Origin of the sequence: Vibrio sp. B7 (genome assembly GCF_963888765.1) — a bacterium.
GTDB classification, from domain to species: Bacteria; Pseudomonadota; Gammaproteobacteria; order Enterobacterales; family Vibrionaceae; genus Vibrio; species Vibrio anguillarum.
This window is the reverse complement of the sequence record NZ_CAWPKR010000011.1, coordinates 1-17,319: the sequence shown is the minus strand read 5'-3', so window position 1 is coordinate 17,319 and position 17,319 is coordinate 1. Positions and strand designations below refer to the sequence as shown.

The following is a 17,319-nucleotide window of genomic DNA, read 5'->3' as shown; positions in this document are numbered from 1 at the left end:
TGCGAAATCGACACTTTTCTCTTTTCAAGCTCACAGAGTTTTCTCTTCTTCTGGTTCAAATTTAATCATTAAGTTTCTTATACATTAGTCTAATGTGTCGACAATTTTATTGATTATCGATGGTTTTATGGTCTATTTTAACAATAAGTTTTAATGATTGTTAACACATGTAAATGTGTGAGTGCTTTGCGTCTCAGCATGAATCCAACCTGTGAGCGATAACAAGATGAATAGTGCACTAACACTAAACAGTACTGATACAAAATCACACGCTGTTGAACGAGAAAAAGAGAACACCAAATCGGAAAACCTTACGGAGTATCTGATTGAGGCGATTGTTGAAGGGCGTATAGCACCGGGCAGCAAGATTTCAGAACCCGAACTCGCCAAACGTTTTCAAGTCAGCCGTGGGCCACTGCGTGAAGCGATAATGCGTGTGGAAGGCTTGGGGTTGATCGAACGTGTTTCACATGTGGGCGCGCGAGTCATTGAGTTGTCACCCGGTAAGTTGGTAGAGCTTTATGCAGTACGCGAAGCGTTAGAGGGTATGGCGGCAAGGTTAGCGGCGCGCAACATTTCGCCCTCTGAATTACAAGGGCTAGAGGCATTATTGTCGACACATTCGAATCATATTGAGCAAGTTGAAGGGGCTTCCTACTTTCATCAACACGGTGATTTTGACTTTCATTACCGCATCATCAAAGCCAGCCGTAATCATAAATTAGTGACTTTATTGTGTGATGAGCTCTATCACTTACTGCGCATGTATCGTTATCAATCGCCACGCTCACATTCACGTCCGAAGGAGGCGTTGGATGAGCACAAATACATTCTACAAGCGATCAAAAACGGCGATGAAGAACTGGCTGAGATGTTGATGCGACGCCATATTTCGGGCAGTCGAATCTTGATTGAACAGCAGATAGTAAAAGAGTAAGCCACAGGGCGGTGGGTAGAAAATAATCATGCCTGCAATGAAGCAAACCAAGAACCACGCATAGAGCGGCCTTGAATAAGGGCGATAACCAAGCGACTGATTAGGAGAATCTCATGAGCTTAAGTCAGGGGGCGAAATTTAGACTCGCTGTTCAACAAAATGATCCACTGCAGATTGTCGGCACGATCAATCCCTATTGCGCAATGATGGCCAAACGTTTAGGCCACCAAGCCATTTATCTGTCGGGTGGTGGCATCGCTAACGCTTCGTATGGTTTGCCCGATTTAGGTATCACCACATTAAATGACGTGCTGGTGGATGTTGAGCGCATCACCAATGCGTGTGATTTGCCTTTGTTGGTGGATATTGATACCGGTTTTGGCGGCGCATTTAGCATTGCTCGCACTATCAAAGCGATGGAAAAAGCGGGCGCTGCTGCCGTGCATATGGAAGATCAAGTTGCGCAGAAACGCTGCGGGCACCGCCCTAATAAAGCGATCGTCAGCCAGCAAGAGATGGTTGATCGCGTAAAAGTCGCGGTAGATGCACGAGTGAACCCAGAGTTTGTGATCATGGCGCGTACCGATGCGTTAGCGGTGGAAGGTATTGATAGCGCCATTGAACGTGCCATTGCTTGCGTGCAGGCCGGAGCCGATATGATTTTCCCCGAAGCGATGACCACTCTTGAGCAGTACGATCGTTTCTCCACCGCGTTAAGCGCAGCTTGTGGTAAGTCAGTGCCGATTTTAGCCAACATTACTGAGTTTGGTCAGACGCCGCTCTACCCATGTGCAGAACTTGCTCAAGTGAAAGTGGATATGGTGCTTTACCCATTGAGTGCGTTTCGTGCGATGAATAAAGCGGCTGAGAATGTCTATCGCCATTTATTAGAGCAGGGCAACCAACAAGCTTTGCTCGATAGCATGCAAACCCGTAGCGAGCTGTATGACTATCTCAATTACCACGATTACGAAGATAAGCTCGACGAGCTTTTTTCATCAAAGGAATAATAAAAACAAAGGAAAAGGAGTTCAACATGTCAAACGCACCACTGGGCGGCGCAGGTCTGCGCGGTCAAAGCGCGGGAGTCACCGCTTTATGTACTGTCGGAAAAACTGGGACGGGTCTAACTTATCGAGGTTATGACATCACCGATCTTGCCAACCATGCACAGTTTGAAGAGGTCGCTCATCTGTTATTGATTGGCCATTTACCTAATCAAAGTGAACTTGACCAGTACAAAACCCGCTTAATGGGATTACGAGGTTTACCGCAGCCGTTAAAAGCCGCGCTAGAGCTGCTGCCAGCCAGTACACATCCAATGGACGTAATGCGCACTGGCTGTTCAGTTTTAGGCAACCTTGAAACTGAGCACAGTTTTGCTGAGCAGTTGAGTGCGACCGAACGGATGTTGGCACTTTTCCCCGCTATTATCTGTTATTGGTATCGTTTCAGCCACCAAGGCATCCGGATTGAGACTGAAGATCAAAGCGAAGCATGCATTGGTGGCTACTTCTTAAAAATGCTGACAGGAAAAGCACCGAGCGAGCTGCACAAGCAGGTGATGCATTGCTCATTGATTCTGTACGCAGAGCACGAGTTTAATGCATCAACGTTTGCCGCGCGCGTCTGTGCATCTACGCTGTCAGATATTCACTCTTGCGTAACTGGGGCGATTGGCACACTGCGCGGCCCGTTGCATGGTGGAGCCAATGAAGCGGCGATGGCGATGATTGAACGCTGGCAAACACCGGACGAAGCTGAGGCCAATATTCTGCAAATGTTGACTAATAAAGACAAAATTATGGGCTTTGGTCATGCCATTTATCGTGAAAGTGACCCGCGTAACGCATTGATCAAACGTTGGTCAAAAGCGTTATCTGAAGCGTCGGGCGACACGCATTTGTACGCGGTATCAGAACGTGTTGAAGCAGTGATGAAACGTGAGAAAGGCCTATTTTGTAATGCGGATTTCTTCCACGCTTCGGCCTACCATTTTATGGGTATTCCTACGCCATTATTTACCCCTATTTTTGTGATGAGTCGATTAACCGGCTGGGCCGCTCATGTGTTTGAGCAGCGCGCTAATAACCGAATTATTCGCCCAAGTGCCGATTATGACGGCCCTGAACATCAAGAGTGGATACCAATAGAGCAGCGTTAATGGGATGAAATCAAGCCATGCTCCTTTGGTGTATGGTTTGATGGTAGGTAAAACCTAGCTCGCTAGACGATGTTTTGAATAGACAATGTTTCGAATAGACAGTTTTATGGGTGGAATTGATGAGTCATCAAACGATCAACAGCCAATACAAAAAAGTATTACCAGTGACCGCGCTGGAGTATTTTGATGCACGAGAAGCGGTCAATGATATCCAAGCCGGAGCGTATGATCGGCTGCCTTATACCTCACGAATACTGGCGGAAAACTTAGTCCGCCGCTGTGAGCCGCACACATTGGTTGATTCGCTGAAACAGCTGATTGAGCGTAAGCGCGATCTCGACTTCCCGTGGTATCCGGCGCGTGTGGTGTGCCACGACATTTTAGGGCAAACCGCTTTAGTGGACTTGGCGGGGTTAAGAGACGCGATCGCTCAGCAAGGTGGTGACCCATCCAAAGTAAACCCTGTGGTGGAAACGCAACTGATTGTCGATCATTCACTTGCGGTTGAACATGCCGGCTTCGAAGCTGACGCGTTTGAAAAAAACCGTGCGATTGAAGATCGCCGCAATGAAGATCGCTTTCACTTCATCGAATGGTGCAAAACCGCCTTTGAAAATGTCAGCGTTATTCCGGCAGGCAATGGCATCATGCACCAGATTAACTTAGAAAAAATGTCGCCCGTCATCCAAGTGAAAAACGGTTTAGCATTTCCAGATACTTGTGTCGGTACTGACAGCCATACTCCTCATGTCGATTCATTAGGCGTGCTGGCGATTGGTGTCGGTGGGTTAGAAGCCGAAACGGTGATGTTAGGTCGCCCTTCGATGATGCGTCTGCCCGATATTGTCGGCGTTAAACTAACCGGTCAACGCCAAGCGGGGATCACCGCGACCGACATTGTGCTTGCCATTACGGAGTTCTTGCGAAATCAGCGCGTGGTGTCTTGTTATCTAGAGTTTTTCGGAGAAGGCGCTCGCGCATTGACGATTGGCGATCGCGCAACGCTTTCCAATATGACACCTGAATATGGTGCAACCGCAGGCATGTTCTATATTGATGAGCAAACCATCAACTACCTCAAACTCACGGGTCGAGACACACAGCAAGTAGCCTTGGTTGAACAGTACGCTAAGCAAACTGGCTTATGGGCCGATGATTTGATTGAAGCGCAATACGAACGGGTGCTGGAGTTTGATCTCTCAAGTGTACAGCGTAATTTAGCCGGGCCTTCGAATCCTCATCGCCGTTTGCCGACAAGCGAACTGACCGAGCGCGGTATTGCGGGGGCGTGGCAAACCAAAGAAGGCGAATTACCTGATGGCGCAGTGATCATCGCCGCCATTACTTCGTGCACCAATACCAGTAATCCGCGCAATGTCGTGGCCGCCGCGTTGCTGGCGAAAAAGGCTAATCAATTGGGTTTGGTTCGCAAACCTTGGGTCAAAACCTCTTTTGCACCGGGCTCAAAAGTAGCCAAACTTTATTTAGAGGAAGCCGGCCTGCTGCCTGAGTTAGAACAGCTCGGTTTTGGCATCGTCGCTTATGCATGCACTACCTGTAATGGTATGAGTGGCGCGCTTGATTCTATGATTGAGCAGCAAATCATTGAATGCGATCTCTATACGACGGCTGTGCTATCAGGTAACCGAAACTTTGATGGCCGCATTCATCCCTATGCGAAACAGGCTTTTCTTGCCTCTCCGCCATTGGTGGTGGCGTATGCACTTGCGGGTACGATTCGTTTTGATATTGAAAAAGACGCGTTGGGAATAGATGCGCAAGGCAAGCCGATTTACCTCAATGACTTATGGCCAACCGATGAAGAGATCGATGATGTGGTGGCGCGTCATGTTAAGCCCGAACAGTTCAAACAAATCTACATTCAGATGTTTAAATTAGATGAGCACATGGTCAAACAAAAGCCACTTTATGATTGGCGCCCCATGAGCACTTATATCCGTCGTCCGCCTTATTGGGAAGGTGCGTTAGCGGGTGAACGTCGGCTGTCAGCCATGCGACCTTTGGCGATTTTAGGTGACAACATCACTACGGATCATTTATCGCCATCGAACGCAATTTTAGCGACCAGTGCCGCTGGGGAATATTTGCTCAAAATGGGCGTTCCGGAGCAAGATTTTAACTCCTATGCCACGCATCGTGGTGACCATCTGACCGCGCAACGCGCCACTTTTGCTAACCCCAAACTGTTCAATGAGATGGTGCAAGAGGAGGGCAAAGTAAAGCAAGGCTCGTTGGCGCGTATTGAACCTGAAGGCTTGGTTACCCGCATGTGGGAAGTGATAGAGACTTATATAGATCGTAAGCAGCCATTGATCATTATTGCTGGGGCCGATTATGGGCAAGGTTCGTCACGTGATTGGGCGGCGAAAGGTGTACGTTTGGCGGGAGTTGAAGCCATTGTTGCCGAGGGGTTTGAACGGATCCATCGCACGAATTTAGTCGGGATGGGTGTTCTGCCACTGCAATTTAAAACGGGAACGGACCGCCACACACTTAAACTCGATGGTACTGAGCTTTATGATGTGGTGGGAGATATTAAGCCGGGCATCGACTTAACCTTGGTGATCACTCGTACGCAAGGCGCAAATAAGGGCGAACAGCAGAAGGTTACGGTGACTTGTCGTTTAGACACGGCTGATGAAGTCAGTGTGTATCAGGCTGGTGGCGTATTGCAGCGTTTTGCGCAAGATTTTCTGGCTCAATGACGCTAAGGATAAAGGAGTATCACGTGAGTAACTCATTAAAAATTCCGGCGATGTATATGCGCGGCGGCACCAGTAAGGGCGTGTTTTTTCGGCTTGAAGATTTACCCAAAGAGGCTCAGCAAGCGGGAGAGGCGCGAGATCAACTGCTGTTGCGTGTCATTGGTAGCCCCGATCCTTATGGCAAACAAATTGATGGCATGGGCGGCGCAAGTTCTAGCACCAGCAAAGCAGTGATTCTCTCCAAAAGTGAGCAAGCCGATCACGATGTCGATTATCTATTCGGCCAAGTTTCGATAGACAAAGCGTTCGTAGATTGGAGCGGCAACTGCGGTAACCTTTCTGCGGCAGTAGGGCCATTTGCGATTCACAGCGGTTTTATCGACCCAGAACGGATCCCTAATAACGGTGTAGTGACGGTTCGCGTTTGGCAAGCCAACATTGGCAAAACCATTCTTATTCATGTGCCAATTGAACAGGGTGAAGTGCAAGAGTGTGGTGATTTCGAACTTGATGGGGTGACTTTTCCCGCCGCCGAAATTGCGGTTGATTTTCTCGATCCTGCCGATGATAGCGGTGTGATGTTCCCAACCGGAAATGTGCTCGACCAACTGCAAATCCCCGGCATGGGAACCTTGAATGCAACGCTCATTAATGCGGGCATTCCGACGATTTTTATCGATGCACACGACATCGGTTATCAAGGTACTGAGCTGCAAGAGGCGATCAACAATGATGATCATGCCTTGGCGATGTTTGAAGCGATTCGCGCTTATGGCGCTGTGAAAATGGGTTTGATTGAGCATATTGAACAAGCCCAACTGCGCCAACATACGCCTAAAGTAGCGTTTGTGGCAAAAGCGCAATCCTATTTGTCATCCAGTGGTAAAGCAGTATCGGCGAACGATGTCGATATTGTGGTGCGCGCGCTGTCTATGGGAAAACTGCATCATGCGATGATGGGAACGGCCGCCGTGGCCATCGCTTCAGCGACCAGTGTCCCTGGGACGTTAGTGAATATGTTGGCGGGCGGTGGAGCAAAAGAATCGGTCACTTTTGGTCATCCATCCGGTACGCTGAAAGTGGGCGCTAAAGCCGTTTTACGAGAGGGTCATTGGGGAATAGAGAAAGCCAGTATGAGCCGCAGCGCGCGGGTGTTAATGGAAGGTTGGGTGCGAGTCCATCGTTAAGCCTCAAATCATGTTAAGGGAAATGTTATGTCGGCATATTTAAAGGAATATCAATGGGCTCAATCTGAACCTGAATCATTTTGGCAGGCTCAAGCTCGGCAGATTGAGTGGTTTGAGTTTCCCCAAACTATCTTACAAAAAGATGAGCATGGCATTGAACGCTGGTTTACCGATGGTGTGCTCAATACCTGTTGGTTGGCGCTAGATTTCCATTGTGAACAGGGGCGAGGTGAGCAAACCGCGCTGATTTATGATTCCCCAGTAACCGGAAGAAAGCGTCAATACAGCTATACGCAATTACGAGATCAGGTAGCGAAAGTGGCGGGAATGTTGGCAATGCAAGGTGTTGCTAAAGGCGATCGGGTGATCATTTATATGCCAATGATCCCGGAAGCAGTGATGGCGATGCTCGCTTGTGCACGGCTTGGCGCGATTCACTCTGTCGTTTTTGGCGGTTTTGCACCCAATGAATTAGCGGTACGTATTGAAGATGCTGAACCGAAGGTGATCATGACGGCATCTTGCGGTATCGAAATCAATAAGATTTTACCCTACAAACCCTTAGTTGACCGTGCCATTTTAGACAGCAAATGGAAGCCGGAAAAAGTGGTGGTGTTACAACGCTCGGAGCATGTGGCTGACTTAAATAATGAGCGAGATCTAGAGTGGAATCGAGCCGTTAAAGAAGCGACGCCACATGATTGTGTGCCGGTTTTGGCGACCGATCCGCTTTATATTCTTTACACATCAGGTACGACAGGCAAACCCAAAGGGGTGGTGCGCGACAACGGTGGTCATGCAGTCGCGATGAAGTACTCCATGTCAACCATCTACAATATGCCTCAACAAGGTGTTTTTTGGGCTGCGTCGGACGTGGGGTGGGTAGTCGGTCACTCTTACATTGTTTATGCGCCGTTGCTTCACGGTTGCACCACTATTTTGTATGAAGGTAAACCGGTACGCACACCCGATCCGGCTGCATTTTGGCGAGTGTGCCAAGAGTATAAGGTGGACGTACTTTTTTCTGCGCCTACCGCCTTTCGCGCCATCAAAAAAGAAGATCCCAATGGCGATCTACTCAAACATTATGATTTATCCACTTTAACCACTATTTTTATGGCCGGAGAGCGTCTTGACCCGCCGACACTTGAATGGGTAGAACAGCACACTCAAAAGCCAGTAGTTGACCATTGGTGGCAAACCGAAACTGGTTGGGCGATTGCTGGTAATCCGATAGGGCTTGAGTCTATGCCAATTAAAGCGGGGTCAGCAACGAAACCGATTCCTGGCTATCAGGTTGAGATTCTCAATGAGCTAGGTGAAGTGATGCCTGCCAATCAACAAGGGTTTGTGGCGTTGAAACGCCCCTTACCACCAAGTTGTTTAGCGACGGTATGGCGTGATCACGAACGATTTGAGTCCAGTTACCTTGCTCAATTTGACGGTTACTATGTTTCTGGTGATGGTGGCTATTTGGATGGAGAAGGTTATCTCTTCATCATGGGGCGAATTGATGATGTGATAAACGTTGCAGGCCATCGTTTATCTACGGGGGAGATGGAAGAAATCGTCGGTGCTCATCCTGCGGTTGCCGAATGTGCTGTAGTTGGAGTGTATGACGAGCTGAAAGGGCAGTTGCCGCTAGGGTTGGTGGTGCTTAAAGATGGCGTTAAGGTGGATGAGCGCGAGTTGGAACAAGAACTTGTTAACAAAGTGCGTAGTGAAATTGGTGCGGTAGCGTGCTTTAAGCATGCGTTAATTGTTGATCGTTTACCCAAAACGCGCTCTGGTAAAATTCTGCGCCGAGTCATTCGACAAATTGCCGATGGCGAAGAGTATGCTGTCCCTTCAACAATTGATGACCCAATGAGCTTGAGTGAGTTAGAAAAAGCGCTCCATCACTAGCGGCTACCCTATATAGTTGACGATTAATCGAGGCGCCTCAGATGAATGAGGCGTTTTTATTGCCAATTTGCAATCCGCATTTTATTTGTTTCTCTTAGTTCATCTGTCTTAGTTCTAAGACGAGATTAGCGCTCAATCGACCAAAAACACTACGCATGAAGATATATTTTTTAATCACTATCTTATAGAATCACGGCCAAAGCTTTATTCATTCAGAGCGCGAAATATGTCGTTAGTTATCATAACTCCTGCTTGTGATCGTGATTTACCGCAACTGAATCAGTTGATGTATGACCTTCATCATGAGCATCACCTTGCTTGCCCTGAGCATTTCAAAACAGCAGAAGAGATTGAACAAGAAAAAAGTATTGCTCGTTATTTAGATGATCCGGAATGTTTGGTTTACGTTGCCAAAATAGACAGTCAAATTGTGGGATTTATATCGGGTCACTTTTGCGAGTTAATTTCAAGCGTGAGCAAAGCGGTACCAATGGGCAGTATTGATGAGCTTTACGTTGAGCCACAATATCGTCAGCAGCATATCGCACAGCAGTTGTTTCAAAAAATGGAGCAGACATTAAAAGAGTACGGTATTACCCAAGTATTTGTCGAAGTGTGGGATTTTAACCAAGGAGCGCAATCTTTTTATCAACGTTCTGGTTTTTCATCGCATATACATTGGTTAAGAAAGTCAATCGATAGCAAGTAATTCGATAATAATAATCATGGATTTTTAATGTGTTAAAACAGTTTTCATTGTTGAGTGTCTGTTTGCTGTCGTTGTTCTGGTCAAGTGTTGGTGTCGCTCAACAACCCGTAACGCTACCAGATAATATTCGTGGTGCCCTATGCCTAGTTAAAGCCGATCATAAGATCGTGCTCGTTAACGAGGTGATCACCAAGCAGATTTCATTGCCAGGAGGGACGATATCTCCCGGTGAATCTCCAGAATTGGCCGCGCAAAGAGAAACATGGGAAGAAACGGGCCTTGTTGTAACGGTAGGGCGCACGTTGGGGTATACGGATACGGCTGTCGTTTACAGCTGTCGCAGTGATTCCGATGTGATTGCTTTTGAGTCAAAAAATAGCCGTAATGGACATGAGTTGCCTATTTGGTTTGCTCCTCATTATGGTGTCGAGGTTGCTAGCGCAATGCTGATCGATCCGTATCGTATTGATGCAAGTCAGTATCGTTACCCTGAGCAATGGGATCGGATCAAAACCATGTATCAAGAAGCGGATAGTCAACCCGTGATTTATGTAGAGAATCTGGTTTCTGCTGCGCCTCGGTTTCACCAAATCGAATTAGGCTGGATGATGAAATTGCAGAATACGGTTGCGGAATGGCCGTATACGCTGAGTTCGTCGATTTATCAAATCGCAGTATGGATCACCAAATTGACGGATCCTTTATTGCTGATAGTTTTATTTCCAGTGATTGCCTGTTATCTGGGTAAAGAGTCTGTTTATAAGATATTTTTTGTGGTTACCGTGAGTTCATTATTGTCATTGGTGGCTCAGCAAGGATTTGCATTACCAAGACCTCATGCTTATATACCATTGTTGGAACTTTGCCAAAGTTACGGGTACGGTTTTCCAAGTTTACCGATTGCAGTTTGGTTTGGTGTAGGGATATCACTATTGCGAGCTTTTGATCATCTCGATTTCAACCGAATGTTTGTGGGTTTTATCGTGTTGATGGGGCTATTAATGTTAGCCAAATTCTATATTGGGGAAGCCTTCATCAGCGATATGGTGATAGGTGGATTGTTGGGCGCTCTGGTCGCGTGGCATATTGTTCGTTTAGATGAACAATCTTATACCGACGTCAGAATACTGCTGGGTTCGCGTGGGGTATGGTGGGGTTTAACGATCACGGTTGCACTGCTGGTTATGATCTGGCCCTTGCCTAGTTTCACCGCTTGGTTAGCCATTTTGCTGACGGCATCGGCTTTAGTTATGACAAAGGGCACTGAACCACTACACATCACTCTTCAACGAATGTGGCTGATGATCATTTTGTTATTAGCACTCAATCAAGTGGTGTTATTTGGTGCCACGCTCGTTTCATACAGCAGTATTTTCTCTTTAATGGTTGAGACGCTCCGCTTGCCATTACTCATGCTCATCTTTGCATGGTTCATGAGAAAATGCTGTGCTTAACCTGGTTGTTTAGTCAACATCCCGATTAAAGACGCCTCGACTGAGGCGTCTTTAATGCCTATTCGTGAGACTCACCGAGTACAAATTTTTCTATAGCAACTGCCACACCATCGTCGTCGTTACTGAGTGTAATATAGTCGGCTAGCTGCTTCGTTTGTTCCATCGCATTTGCCATTGCAATTCCAAGTCCTGCGTATTGCAGCATGTGATGATCATTTTCAGCATCTCCCATACAAATAATGTGTTTAGCCTCGATCCCCAAGTGCTCGGCAATCGCTTTGACACCGACGCCTTTATTACTCTGTGTGTTTAAGAATTCAAGAAAGAATGGTGCACTTTGTACAATGGTAAACTGTTGATAGAGTTCCGGAGGAAGTTGTTCAATGGCTTTTTGTAGCAAGCTCGGCTCTGCCACAATCATTGCTTTGATGATGGGATGATCATCTTCAAGCTGTTCAAAATCCATTTCCGTGATCGGCAGTCCGTTGATTCTTGCTTCAAGCTCGGTATATTCACTGATTTTAGGCGTGATCAGACCATGAACTTGGCTAAAGGCGTGCGTATTCACGTTAAGTTGGTTAGCAAGGTTAGCGACTAATTTTGCAGAGCGGCCATCGATAATTTTGTGATGAATAATTTCACCACTGCCAATGTTTTGAACCATTGAGCCATTGTAGTAAAGGACAAAATCCTCATTTGAGTTTAAATGCAGTTCTTGCAACTTATCGCGCATGCCATCAATGGGACGTCCAGACGCCAGCACCACTTTTACGCCTTTTTCACGAGCTTTGGCTATAGCCTGTTTTGTTCTGGCTGTGATCTGTTTTTGGCTATTGAGAAGAGTACCGTCCATATCTAAAGCGATGAGTTTATACATGACTTACCTAAATTAAGTGAAGAAGAAAGCCAGCAGCTTATGCAAGTTGAGATGTGATCGCCACTGATTTAGTCAAATTTTTACGCACGTGATGGGTTTAGTTTGACCTAAGGCAAGGCATCTATTAAGGTCAGCGACCTGCATTTTTTGATATTGAGTTAGGCTGAGTTTACGTTGTACAAAATTAATGAAATGTTTGAGACCATTCAAGGTGAAGGCGTGCATACCGGCGTTCCTGCGGTTTTTATTCGTTTGCAAGAATGCCCAGTGGGATGCGCTTGGTGCGATACAAAGCAGACGTGGGATGCAACGCCGCAAGATGAACGCCCAATCAATGATGTGCTAGCCAAAACCCAAGATAGCCCAACTTGGTGCTCAGTCAGTGCAGAAGAGATGGTGTCGCTCTATAAAACACAGGGTTATCATGCTAAACATATTGTAATTACGGGCGGTGAACCGTGTATTTATGATCTGCGTCCACTTGCGCAAGCATTTGAGGCAATCGGATGTCACATTCAAATTGAAACCAGCGGCACATTCCCGGTTCAAACCTCGGCAAACACATGGGTGACAGTGTCACCAAAAGTTGCAATGAAGGGCAAACTGCCTGTACTCGATTCAGCTCTGTTAAGAGCAAATGAGATCAAGCACCCCGTCGCAACGGCTAAAGATATTGAACAGCTAGATACGTTATTGCTGCGAGCGCAAGTTCCTGATTCAACAGTGATTGCTTTACAGCCTATTAGTCAGAAAGAGCGGGCAACCCAATTGTGCATTGAAACATGTATTGCGAGGAACTGGCGTTTATCGATTCAAACGCATAAATATTTAAGTATTGCCTGAGGAGAGGAAAATGAAAAAAGCCGTTGTGGTATTTAGTGGTGGCCAAGATTCAACAACCTGTTTGGTTCAGGCATTAAAAGAGTTTGATGAAGTGCACGCCATCACCTTTGATTATGGCCAACGCCATAAACTCGAGATTGAGGTTGCCAGCACCTTAGCGAAAAAGTTAGGTGTAGCTGCACATAAAGTCATGGATGTCAGCTTACTCAATGAGTTGGCGATCAGTTCACTTACTCGTGACGATATTCCAGTATCACACGAGTTACAAGAGAATGGGTTACCGAACTCGTTTGTGCCGGGGCGTAACATTCTGTTTTTGACCCTTGCGGGTATTTACGCGTATCAAATAGGTGCAGATGAGGTAATTACCGGTGTTTGTGAAACCGATTTTTCTGGCTATCCGGATTGCCGAAATGATTTTGTTAAAGCAATGAACAGTGCTTTGGTGCAAGGGATGGATCGCCCATTCAACATTCGTACTCCTTTAATGTGGCTAAACAAAGCAGAAACTTGGGCATTGGCGGATCAACATGATGCTCTCGAACTCATAAGACACGAAACACTGACTTGTTATAACGGTATTATTGGTGATGGTTGTGGCGATTGCCCATCATGTGAGCTACGTAAAGCGGGTTTAAACGATTATTTAGTAAACAAAGCGTTTGTGATGAATGCGCTTCACCAAAAGCAATCTGTAACTTTATGATGTATCTAATAATCAACGTATAGATCAAGTGAAATTTAAACGGGTGTTCTAGTGTTTGCGAATGGAATAGCGTGCAAATAGAACACCCATTATTTAGCTCAAGGTACTAAATAGTTCAAGGTACTAAAGGTACATTTTGGCCAAATCTGCAGGTTCTACTTCTTTACCTTCTAAGCTTGCATTCCAGTTGGTGCCAATTAACACACCATCTTCATCAAGGGTAATCAACCAATCTTCTACGAAAATATCGAGAGGGATTTCTAACACTTCGAAGTCAGACCACTCTTCAACGTTGTGAGTTTGTGCATCTTCTTTGGTTGACCAAAAGGGCATAACTTCACTACTTTCAAATTCTGTCGAGTCGCATGCCAGCCAACCATCTTCATTTTTTAAGCCCCATACTAGTTGGGTCTCTTTTGTTTGTTCAATAAACAATTCTAAGTTTGCTTGAAGGTCAGCAGTTAATTTGCTCATTATCTTTATCTCATAAGGTGATGACGCGCAAGGATAGCATTTTGTGCTAGTAAACTCATTACAATTTTAGACAGAAAAAAGGGGCGAAAACGCCCCAATCCTCGATAAATATCGATTTCAACGCTCGCGTTTGGTGAAAATGGTCCACTCTTCTTTCACCGAACCTTTGTGGCCGACGACAGTGGCGACAACTTTTCTATTCATCGCATGGCTAATATCATCATCACCATTTTCTGTCAGTTCAGTATCACCAAAACCAACAATACGGACACGAGTATGGCTAATGCCGTAACTAACAAGCGCCTTCTCGACATTATAAGCTCGGTTTTTCGATAACTCTAAGTTATAACCTGGATTCCCAACCTTACTGGCATAACCTTGTAATTCAATCGAAGCTGAAGGGTATTGCTTGAGAAAATTGGCCATTGACCGTATTTGACTTAGAAACACAGGGTTGACTATTGCTGAATCATTCGCAAACAGAATTCTAAGCTGGAGTTGCTCTTCGGTTTTAATGAAAGTGCCACAACCATCATTATCGATCTCTGACTTCAATGGTGTTTCGGGGCACAAATCTCTGGCATTAATCACGCCGTCAAAATCATCGTCACGTAAATCGTCTATTTGATCAGCGAGTGGCATATCAATATATGGATAACCATCTCTAGCAGATGAAGCCGTCGAGGTGATAAAGAGTAAGCTCGCTATCATTGGCCATAAGTATTTCAACATGTTAGTACTCCACCGCATCATGCCACTCTTTGGGTGTATCCACTCTCAACGAACTCAACAATGACCCAGTTGCATTCATAACACGGTATTTTGCATACTGTTCATCGTATTTGGCATCGAGATAACCTTTTCTTGCTTCGAAAAGCTCATTTTCAGTATTCAACACATCCAATAGTGTTCGCTTGCCGAGCTTATATTGTTTTTCATAAGCAATAACCGTATCTGAAGCAGAATCAACATGATCGGCTAAAAATTCTTTCTGTTGTAATGTCAAATCGAGAGCGCTCCAAGATAAACGCAACCCCTCTTCAACACTACGATAAGTCCGATCTCTTAAATCTTTCGCTTTGTTCATTTGGTAGGCTGCACTGTCGGTGCGCGCAGAATCTGAACCACCATTGTACAGGTTGTAACGCATCCTAATCATGGCCGAGAATTCATCGCTGCTACCTTCTATCCCACCGGCATCATCACGCCATGTTTGTGCAGCTTCGAAAGATAACGTTGGGTAATTTGTTCCCTGAGTTTGTTTATATTGAAACTTTGCGGAATCAACATCGGCTTGCGCTACTTTGATGACCGGGTGATCTTGGTAGGCTTTTTCTAAAGCGTCATCAACGGTAAAAGGCAAAGCAGAATGGTCTGCTCTAGGGAAAATTAAATCTTGAGGAGGTTGACCTACCAACCGTTTAAACTGGGTATGTATATCAAACAGATTATTCTGTGCAGCTAAAAGATTGCCATGGGCTTTAGCTAAACGAGCTTCAACCTGAGAAAGATCAGCGGTTGAACCAATGCCTGATTCCACACGCTTTTGTATATCACGATATATTTTCTTATGTACTGAGAGGTTGCTTTCAGAAAGTGTCAGTATTTCAAACGCTTTCGTTGCATCGAGATACACCTTAGTGACCTCTAATGCGATATCTTGAGCGTCAGCTAAGAGTTGGAAACGAACCGATTCGGCATCAGCCGAAGTACGATCAATATCGTTTAAAGTCGAAGAACCATCCCAAATTAGTTGGGTTAAGGTAATGGTGGCTTCTTTACGAGTAAGTTCATTTTCAGTACCAGAGGCTAAATCAACCGCTTCGTAGCCAATACCAGCATCGAGATCGATCCTTGGAAGGTAAGCACCAGAAGAGGCTTCGCTATTATAGCGCTTACTCACATATTCGTTATATGCACTTTTAATATTTGGATTGGTTGCAAGCGTTATTGACACCGCTTGCTCAAGAGTCTGGCTATATACAGAGATCGGGAAGCTGAGTGCGATGGCGTAGCTCAACGTTTTCATGTTCATCCAATTCACTTGGGCACTCCTCTAGGGACTTCTACTTCTTTTAAGCCGCAATAGTACGGCATTAGCTGTTGCATTATCGAGACGCTTGATGGAAAAACGCAACAAAATAACATTAAATTCTCATCAGTAAACAGCAACATATTCATTACATTCGTGATTTTAGCAAAGAATCATACACCAAATCATCAATTAACATTTATTAAACATTGTTGATTGTTCTTATAATAAAGTACATCTTTAGTGTGATATTGATTCAAACTATAAATGTGTGACTTAAGTCTCCACCTACGTCACATAAGAAGGTGTAAAAATGGTTTTTCCTTTGTATTACAGGTGTTAAATGCTAATTTATTACCATTAGAAATGACAAATTACGTAGCAAAGATGTAGGAATGTAAACAGTCGCATCGTTGTGAATTCGGAAGTTATTAGAGGCATTATATGGAACTTGGTTCTTTTTCTTTAGGTACAACATTAACTTTCGGTCAGATGATCGTTGTGGATGCAAATGGCAATGTACGGGTGCTTCAGCCAGGAGAAAAAATCTTGCCTGGTGAAATAATCATCAGTGCCAGTAACGCTACCCCAAACGATGTAGGCAATAATAATGATGTACAAATATCAAGAGTTAACGCCGATGGTCGCAACGTAGATATAACTAATGACATCAATGAAATTTTCGCAGCATTAGAGCAAGGCCAAGACCCAACACAGCTAGGCGAAGATCTTGCAACTGCAGCGGGTGAATCGAACGGTTCAAGCCCGACGGGTTCAGTCAGCATCGCTCGCGACGCTTCGGAAACCATAGCCGCAACAGAATTCTCCACGTCAGCACTCACCGCGCTAGGCCTCTCTGAAACACAAAGTTTAACGCTATTAGAAGGCTATTCTCAAAGTGTTTTAGGGTCAATTGTGACGGTCGGCTCTGTAGATGACGCGAAGAACGACGTCCTCAATACCGATGAAGACACCGCGGGCAGCATCAACGTGCTGGATAATGACACCTTCGGTGACAACGCGAGTGTGACTGGCGTGACTCAAGGTGCGAACGGCACCGTGACCTTCAATGCTGATGGCACCGTGACCTACACACCAAATGAGGACTACCACGGCAGCGACAGCTTCACTTACACAGTGACGACGGCGGCGGGCAATGTTGAAACGGCGACCGTGAATGTGACGGTCGGCTCTGTAGATGACGCGAAGAACGACGTCCTCAATACCGATGAAGACACCGCGGGCAGCATCAACGTGCTGGATAATGACACCTTCGGTGACAACGCGAGTGTGACTGGCGTGACT

The 17,319-nt window shown here is 45.7% G+C and carries 15 protein-coding genes; 11 read left to right on the top strand and 4 right to left on the bottom strand.

The genetic code is table 11. The annotated features are described in order from the left end of the window. Window positions 1-226: 226 nt before the first annotated feature. The 8 genes from AACV32_RS05150 (at window position 227) to AACV32_RS05115 (ending at window position 11,082) form a co-directional block, all read left to right on the top strand. Window positions 227-937, top strand: a complete 711-nt coding sequence (locus AACV32_RS05150; RefSeq protein WP_026028009.1) for a GntR family transcriptional regulator — start codon at window positions 227-229, stop codon at window positions 935-937. Window positions 938-1,050: 113 nt separating this feature from the next. Continuing rightward, window positions 1,051-1,947 (top strand): methylisocitrate lyase, encoded by an 897-nt coding sequence (prpB, locus tag AACV32_RS05145; RefSeq protein ID WP_017049822.1) that lies wholly within the window; start codon window positions 1,051-1,053, stop codon window positions 1,945-1,947. 26 nt (window positions 1,948-1,973) lie between these two features. Beyond that, on the top strand, window positions 1,974-3,101 hold the full coding sequence (prpC, locus tag AACV32_RS05140) for a bifunctional 2-methylcitrate synthase/citrate synthase (RefSeq protein WP_017046148.1): 1,128 nt from the start codon (window positions 1,974-1,976) through the stop codon (window positions 3,099-3,101). 119 nt (window positions 3,102-3,220) lie between these two features. Further along, window positions 3,221-5,827 (top strand): Fe/S-dependent 2-methylisocitrate dehydratase AcnD, encoded by a 2,607-nt coding sequence (acnD, locus tag AACV32_RS05135; RefSeq protein WP_170894723.1) that lies wholly within the window; start codon window positions 3,221-3,223, stop codon window positions 5,825-5,827. Continuing rightward, the gene (prpF, locus tag AACV32_RS05130) at window positions 5,824-7,014 is read left to right on the top strand and encodes a 2-methylaconitate cis-trans isomerase PrpF (RefSeq protein ID WP_017047670.1); all 1,191 of its coding nucleotides are present in this window, start codon (window positions 5,824-5,826) and stop codon (window positions 7,012-7,014) included. The genes acnD and prpF overlap by 4 nt, the downstream gene beginning before the upstream one ends. A gap of 27 nt (window positions 7,015-7,041) precedes the next feature. Beyond that, window positions 7,042-8,919: a propionyl-CoA synthetase gene (locus AACV32_RS05125; RefSeq protein ID WP_017047669.1), complete on the top strand. Its 1,878-nt coding sequence runs from the start codon at window positions 7,042-7,044 to the stop codon at window positions 8,917-8,919. A gap of 226 nt (window positions 8,920-9,145) precedes the next feature. Further along, the gene (locus tag AACV32_RS05120) at window positions 9,146-9,628 is read left to right on the top strand and encodes a GNAT family N-acetyltransferase (protein WP_017046144.1); all 483 of its coding nucleotides are present in this window, start codon (window positions 9,146-9,148) and stop codon (window positions 9,626-9,628) included. Between the two features lie 29 nt (window positions 9,629-9,657). Then, window positions 9,658-11,082 carry a bifunctional NUDIX hydrolase/phosphatase PAP2 family protein gene (locus AACV32_RS05115; RefSeq protein ID WP_170894722.1) on the top strand — a complete coding sequence of 475 codons (1,425 nt, stop codon included), beginning with the start codon at window positions 9,658-9,660 and terminating at the stop codon, window positions 11,080-11,082. A gap of 58 nt (window positions 11,083-11,140) precedes the next feature. Here AACV32_RS05115 and yidA read toward each other — a convergent pair whose 3' ends face one another. Next, window positions 11,141-11,959, bottom strand: a complete 819-nt coding sequence (yidA, locus tag AACV32_RS05110) for a sugar-phosphatase (RefSeq protein ID WP_017046142.1) — start codon at window positions 11,957-11,959, stop codon at window positions 11,141-11,143. A gap of 174 nt (window positions 11,960-12,133) precedes the next feature. Here yidA and queE point away from each other — a divergent pair, with 174 nt between their 5' ends. Beyond that, a complete protein-coding gene (gene queE / locus AACV32_RS05105) occupies window positions 12,134-12,802 on the top strand; it encodes a 7-carboxy-7-deazaguanine synthase QueE (RefSeq protein WP_017046141.1) in 669 nt (222 codons plus the stop codon). 10 nt (window positions 12,803-12,812) lie between these two features. Beyond that, the gene (gene queC / locus AACV32_RS05100; RefSeq protein WP_170894721.1) at window positions 12,813-13,508 is read left to right on the top strand and encodes a 7-cyano-7-deazaguanine synthase QueC; all 696 of its coding nucleotides are present in this window, start codon (window positions 12,813-12,815) and stop codon (window positions 13,506-13,508) included. Between the two features lie 123 nt (window positions 13,509-13,631). On the opposite strand, the gene AACV32_RS05095 is transcribed toward queC, so the two are convergent. The 3 genes from AACV32_RS05095 to AACV32_RS05085 form a co-directional block, all read right to left on the bottom strand. Next, complete coding sequence (locus AACV32_RS05095; protein WP_013856942.1) at window positions 13,632-13,982, bottom strand: DUF2750 domain-containing protein; 351 nt, start codon at window positions 13,980-13,982, stop codon at window positions 13,632-13,634. Window positions 13,983-14,099: 117 nt separating this feature from the next. Next, window positions 14,100-14,735 (bottom strand): OmpA family protein, encoded by a 636-nt coding sequence (locus tag AACV32_RS05090; protein WP_017046139.1) that lies wholly within the window; start codon window positions 14,733-14,735, stop codon window positions 14,100-14,102. Continuing rightward, window positions 14,716-16,026 carry a TolC family outer membrane protein gene (locus AACV32_RS05085; RefSeq protein ID WP_013856940.1) on the bottom strand — a complete coding sequence of 437 codons (1,311 nt, stop codon included), beginning with the start codon at window positions 16,024-16,026 and terminating at the stop codon, window positions 14,716-14,718. Before AACV32_RS05085 ends, AACV32_RS05090 begins: the two co-directional genes overlap by 20 nt. Before the next feature lie 432 nt (window positions 16,027-16,458). On the opposite strand from AACV32_RS05085, the gene AACV32_RS05080 reads away from it, so the two are divergent. Beyond that, window positions 16,459-17,319: retention module-containing protein (locus AACV32_RS05080; RefSeq protein ID WP_249339477.1), on the top strand; the 861-nt coding region annotated here is incomplete at its 3' end.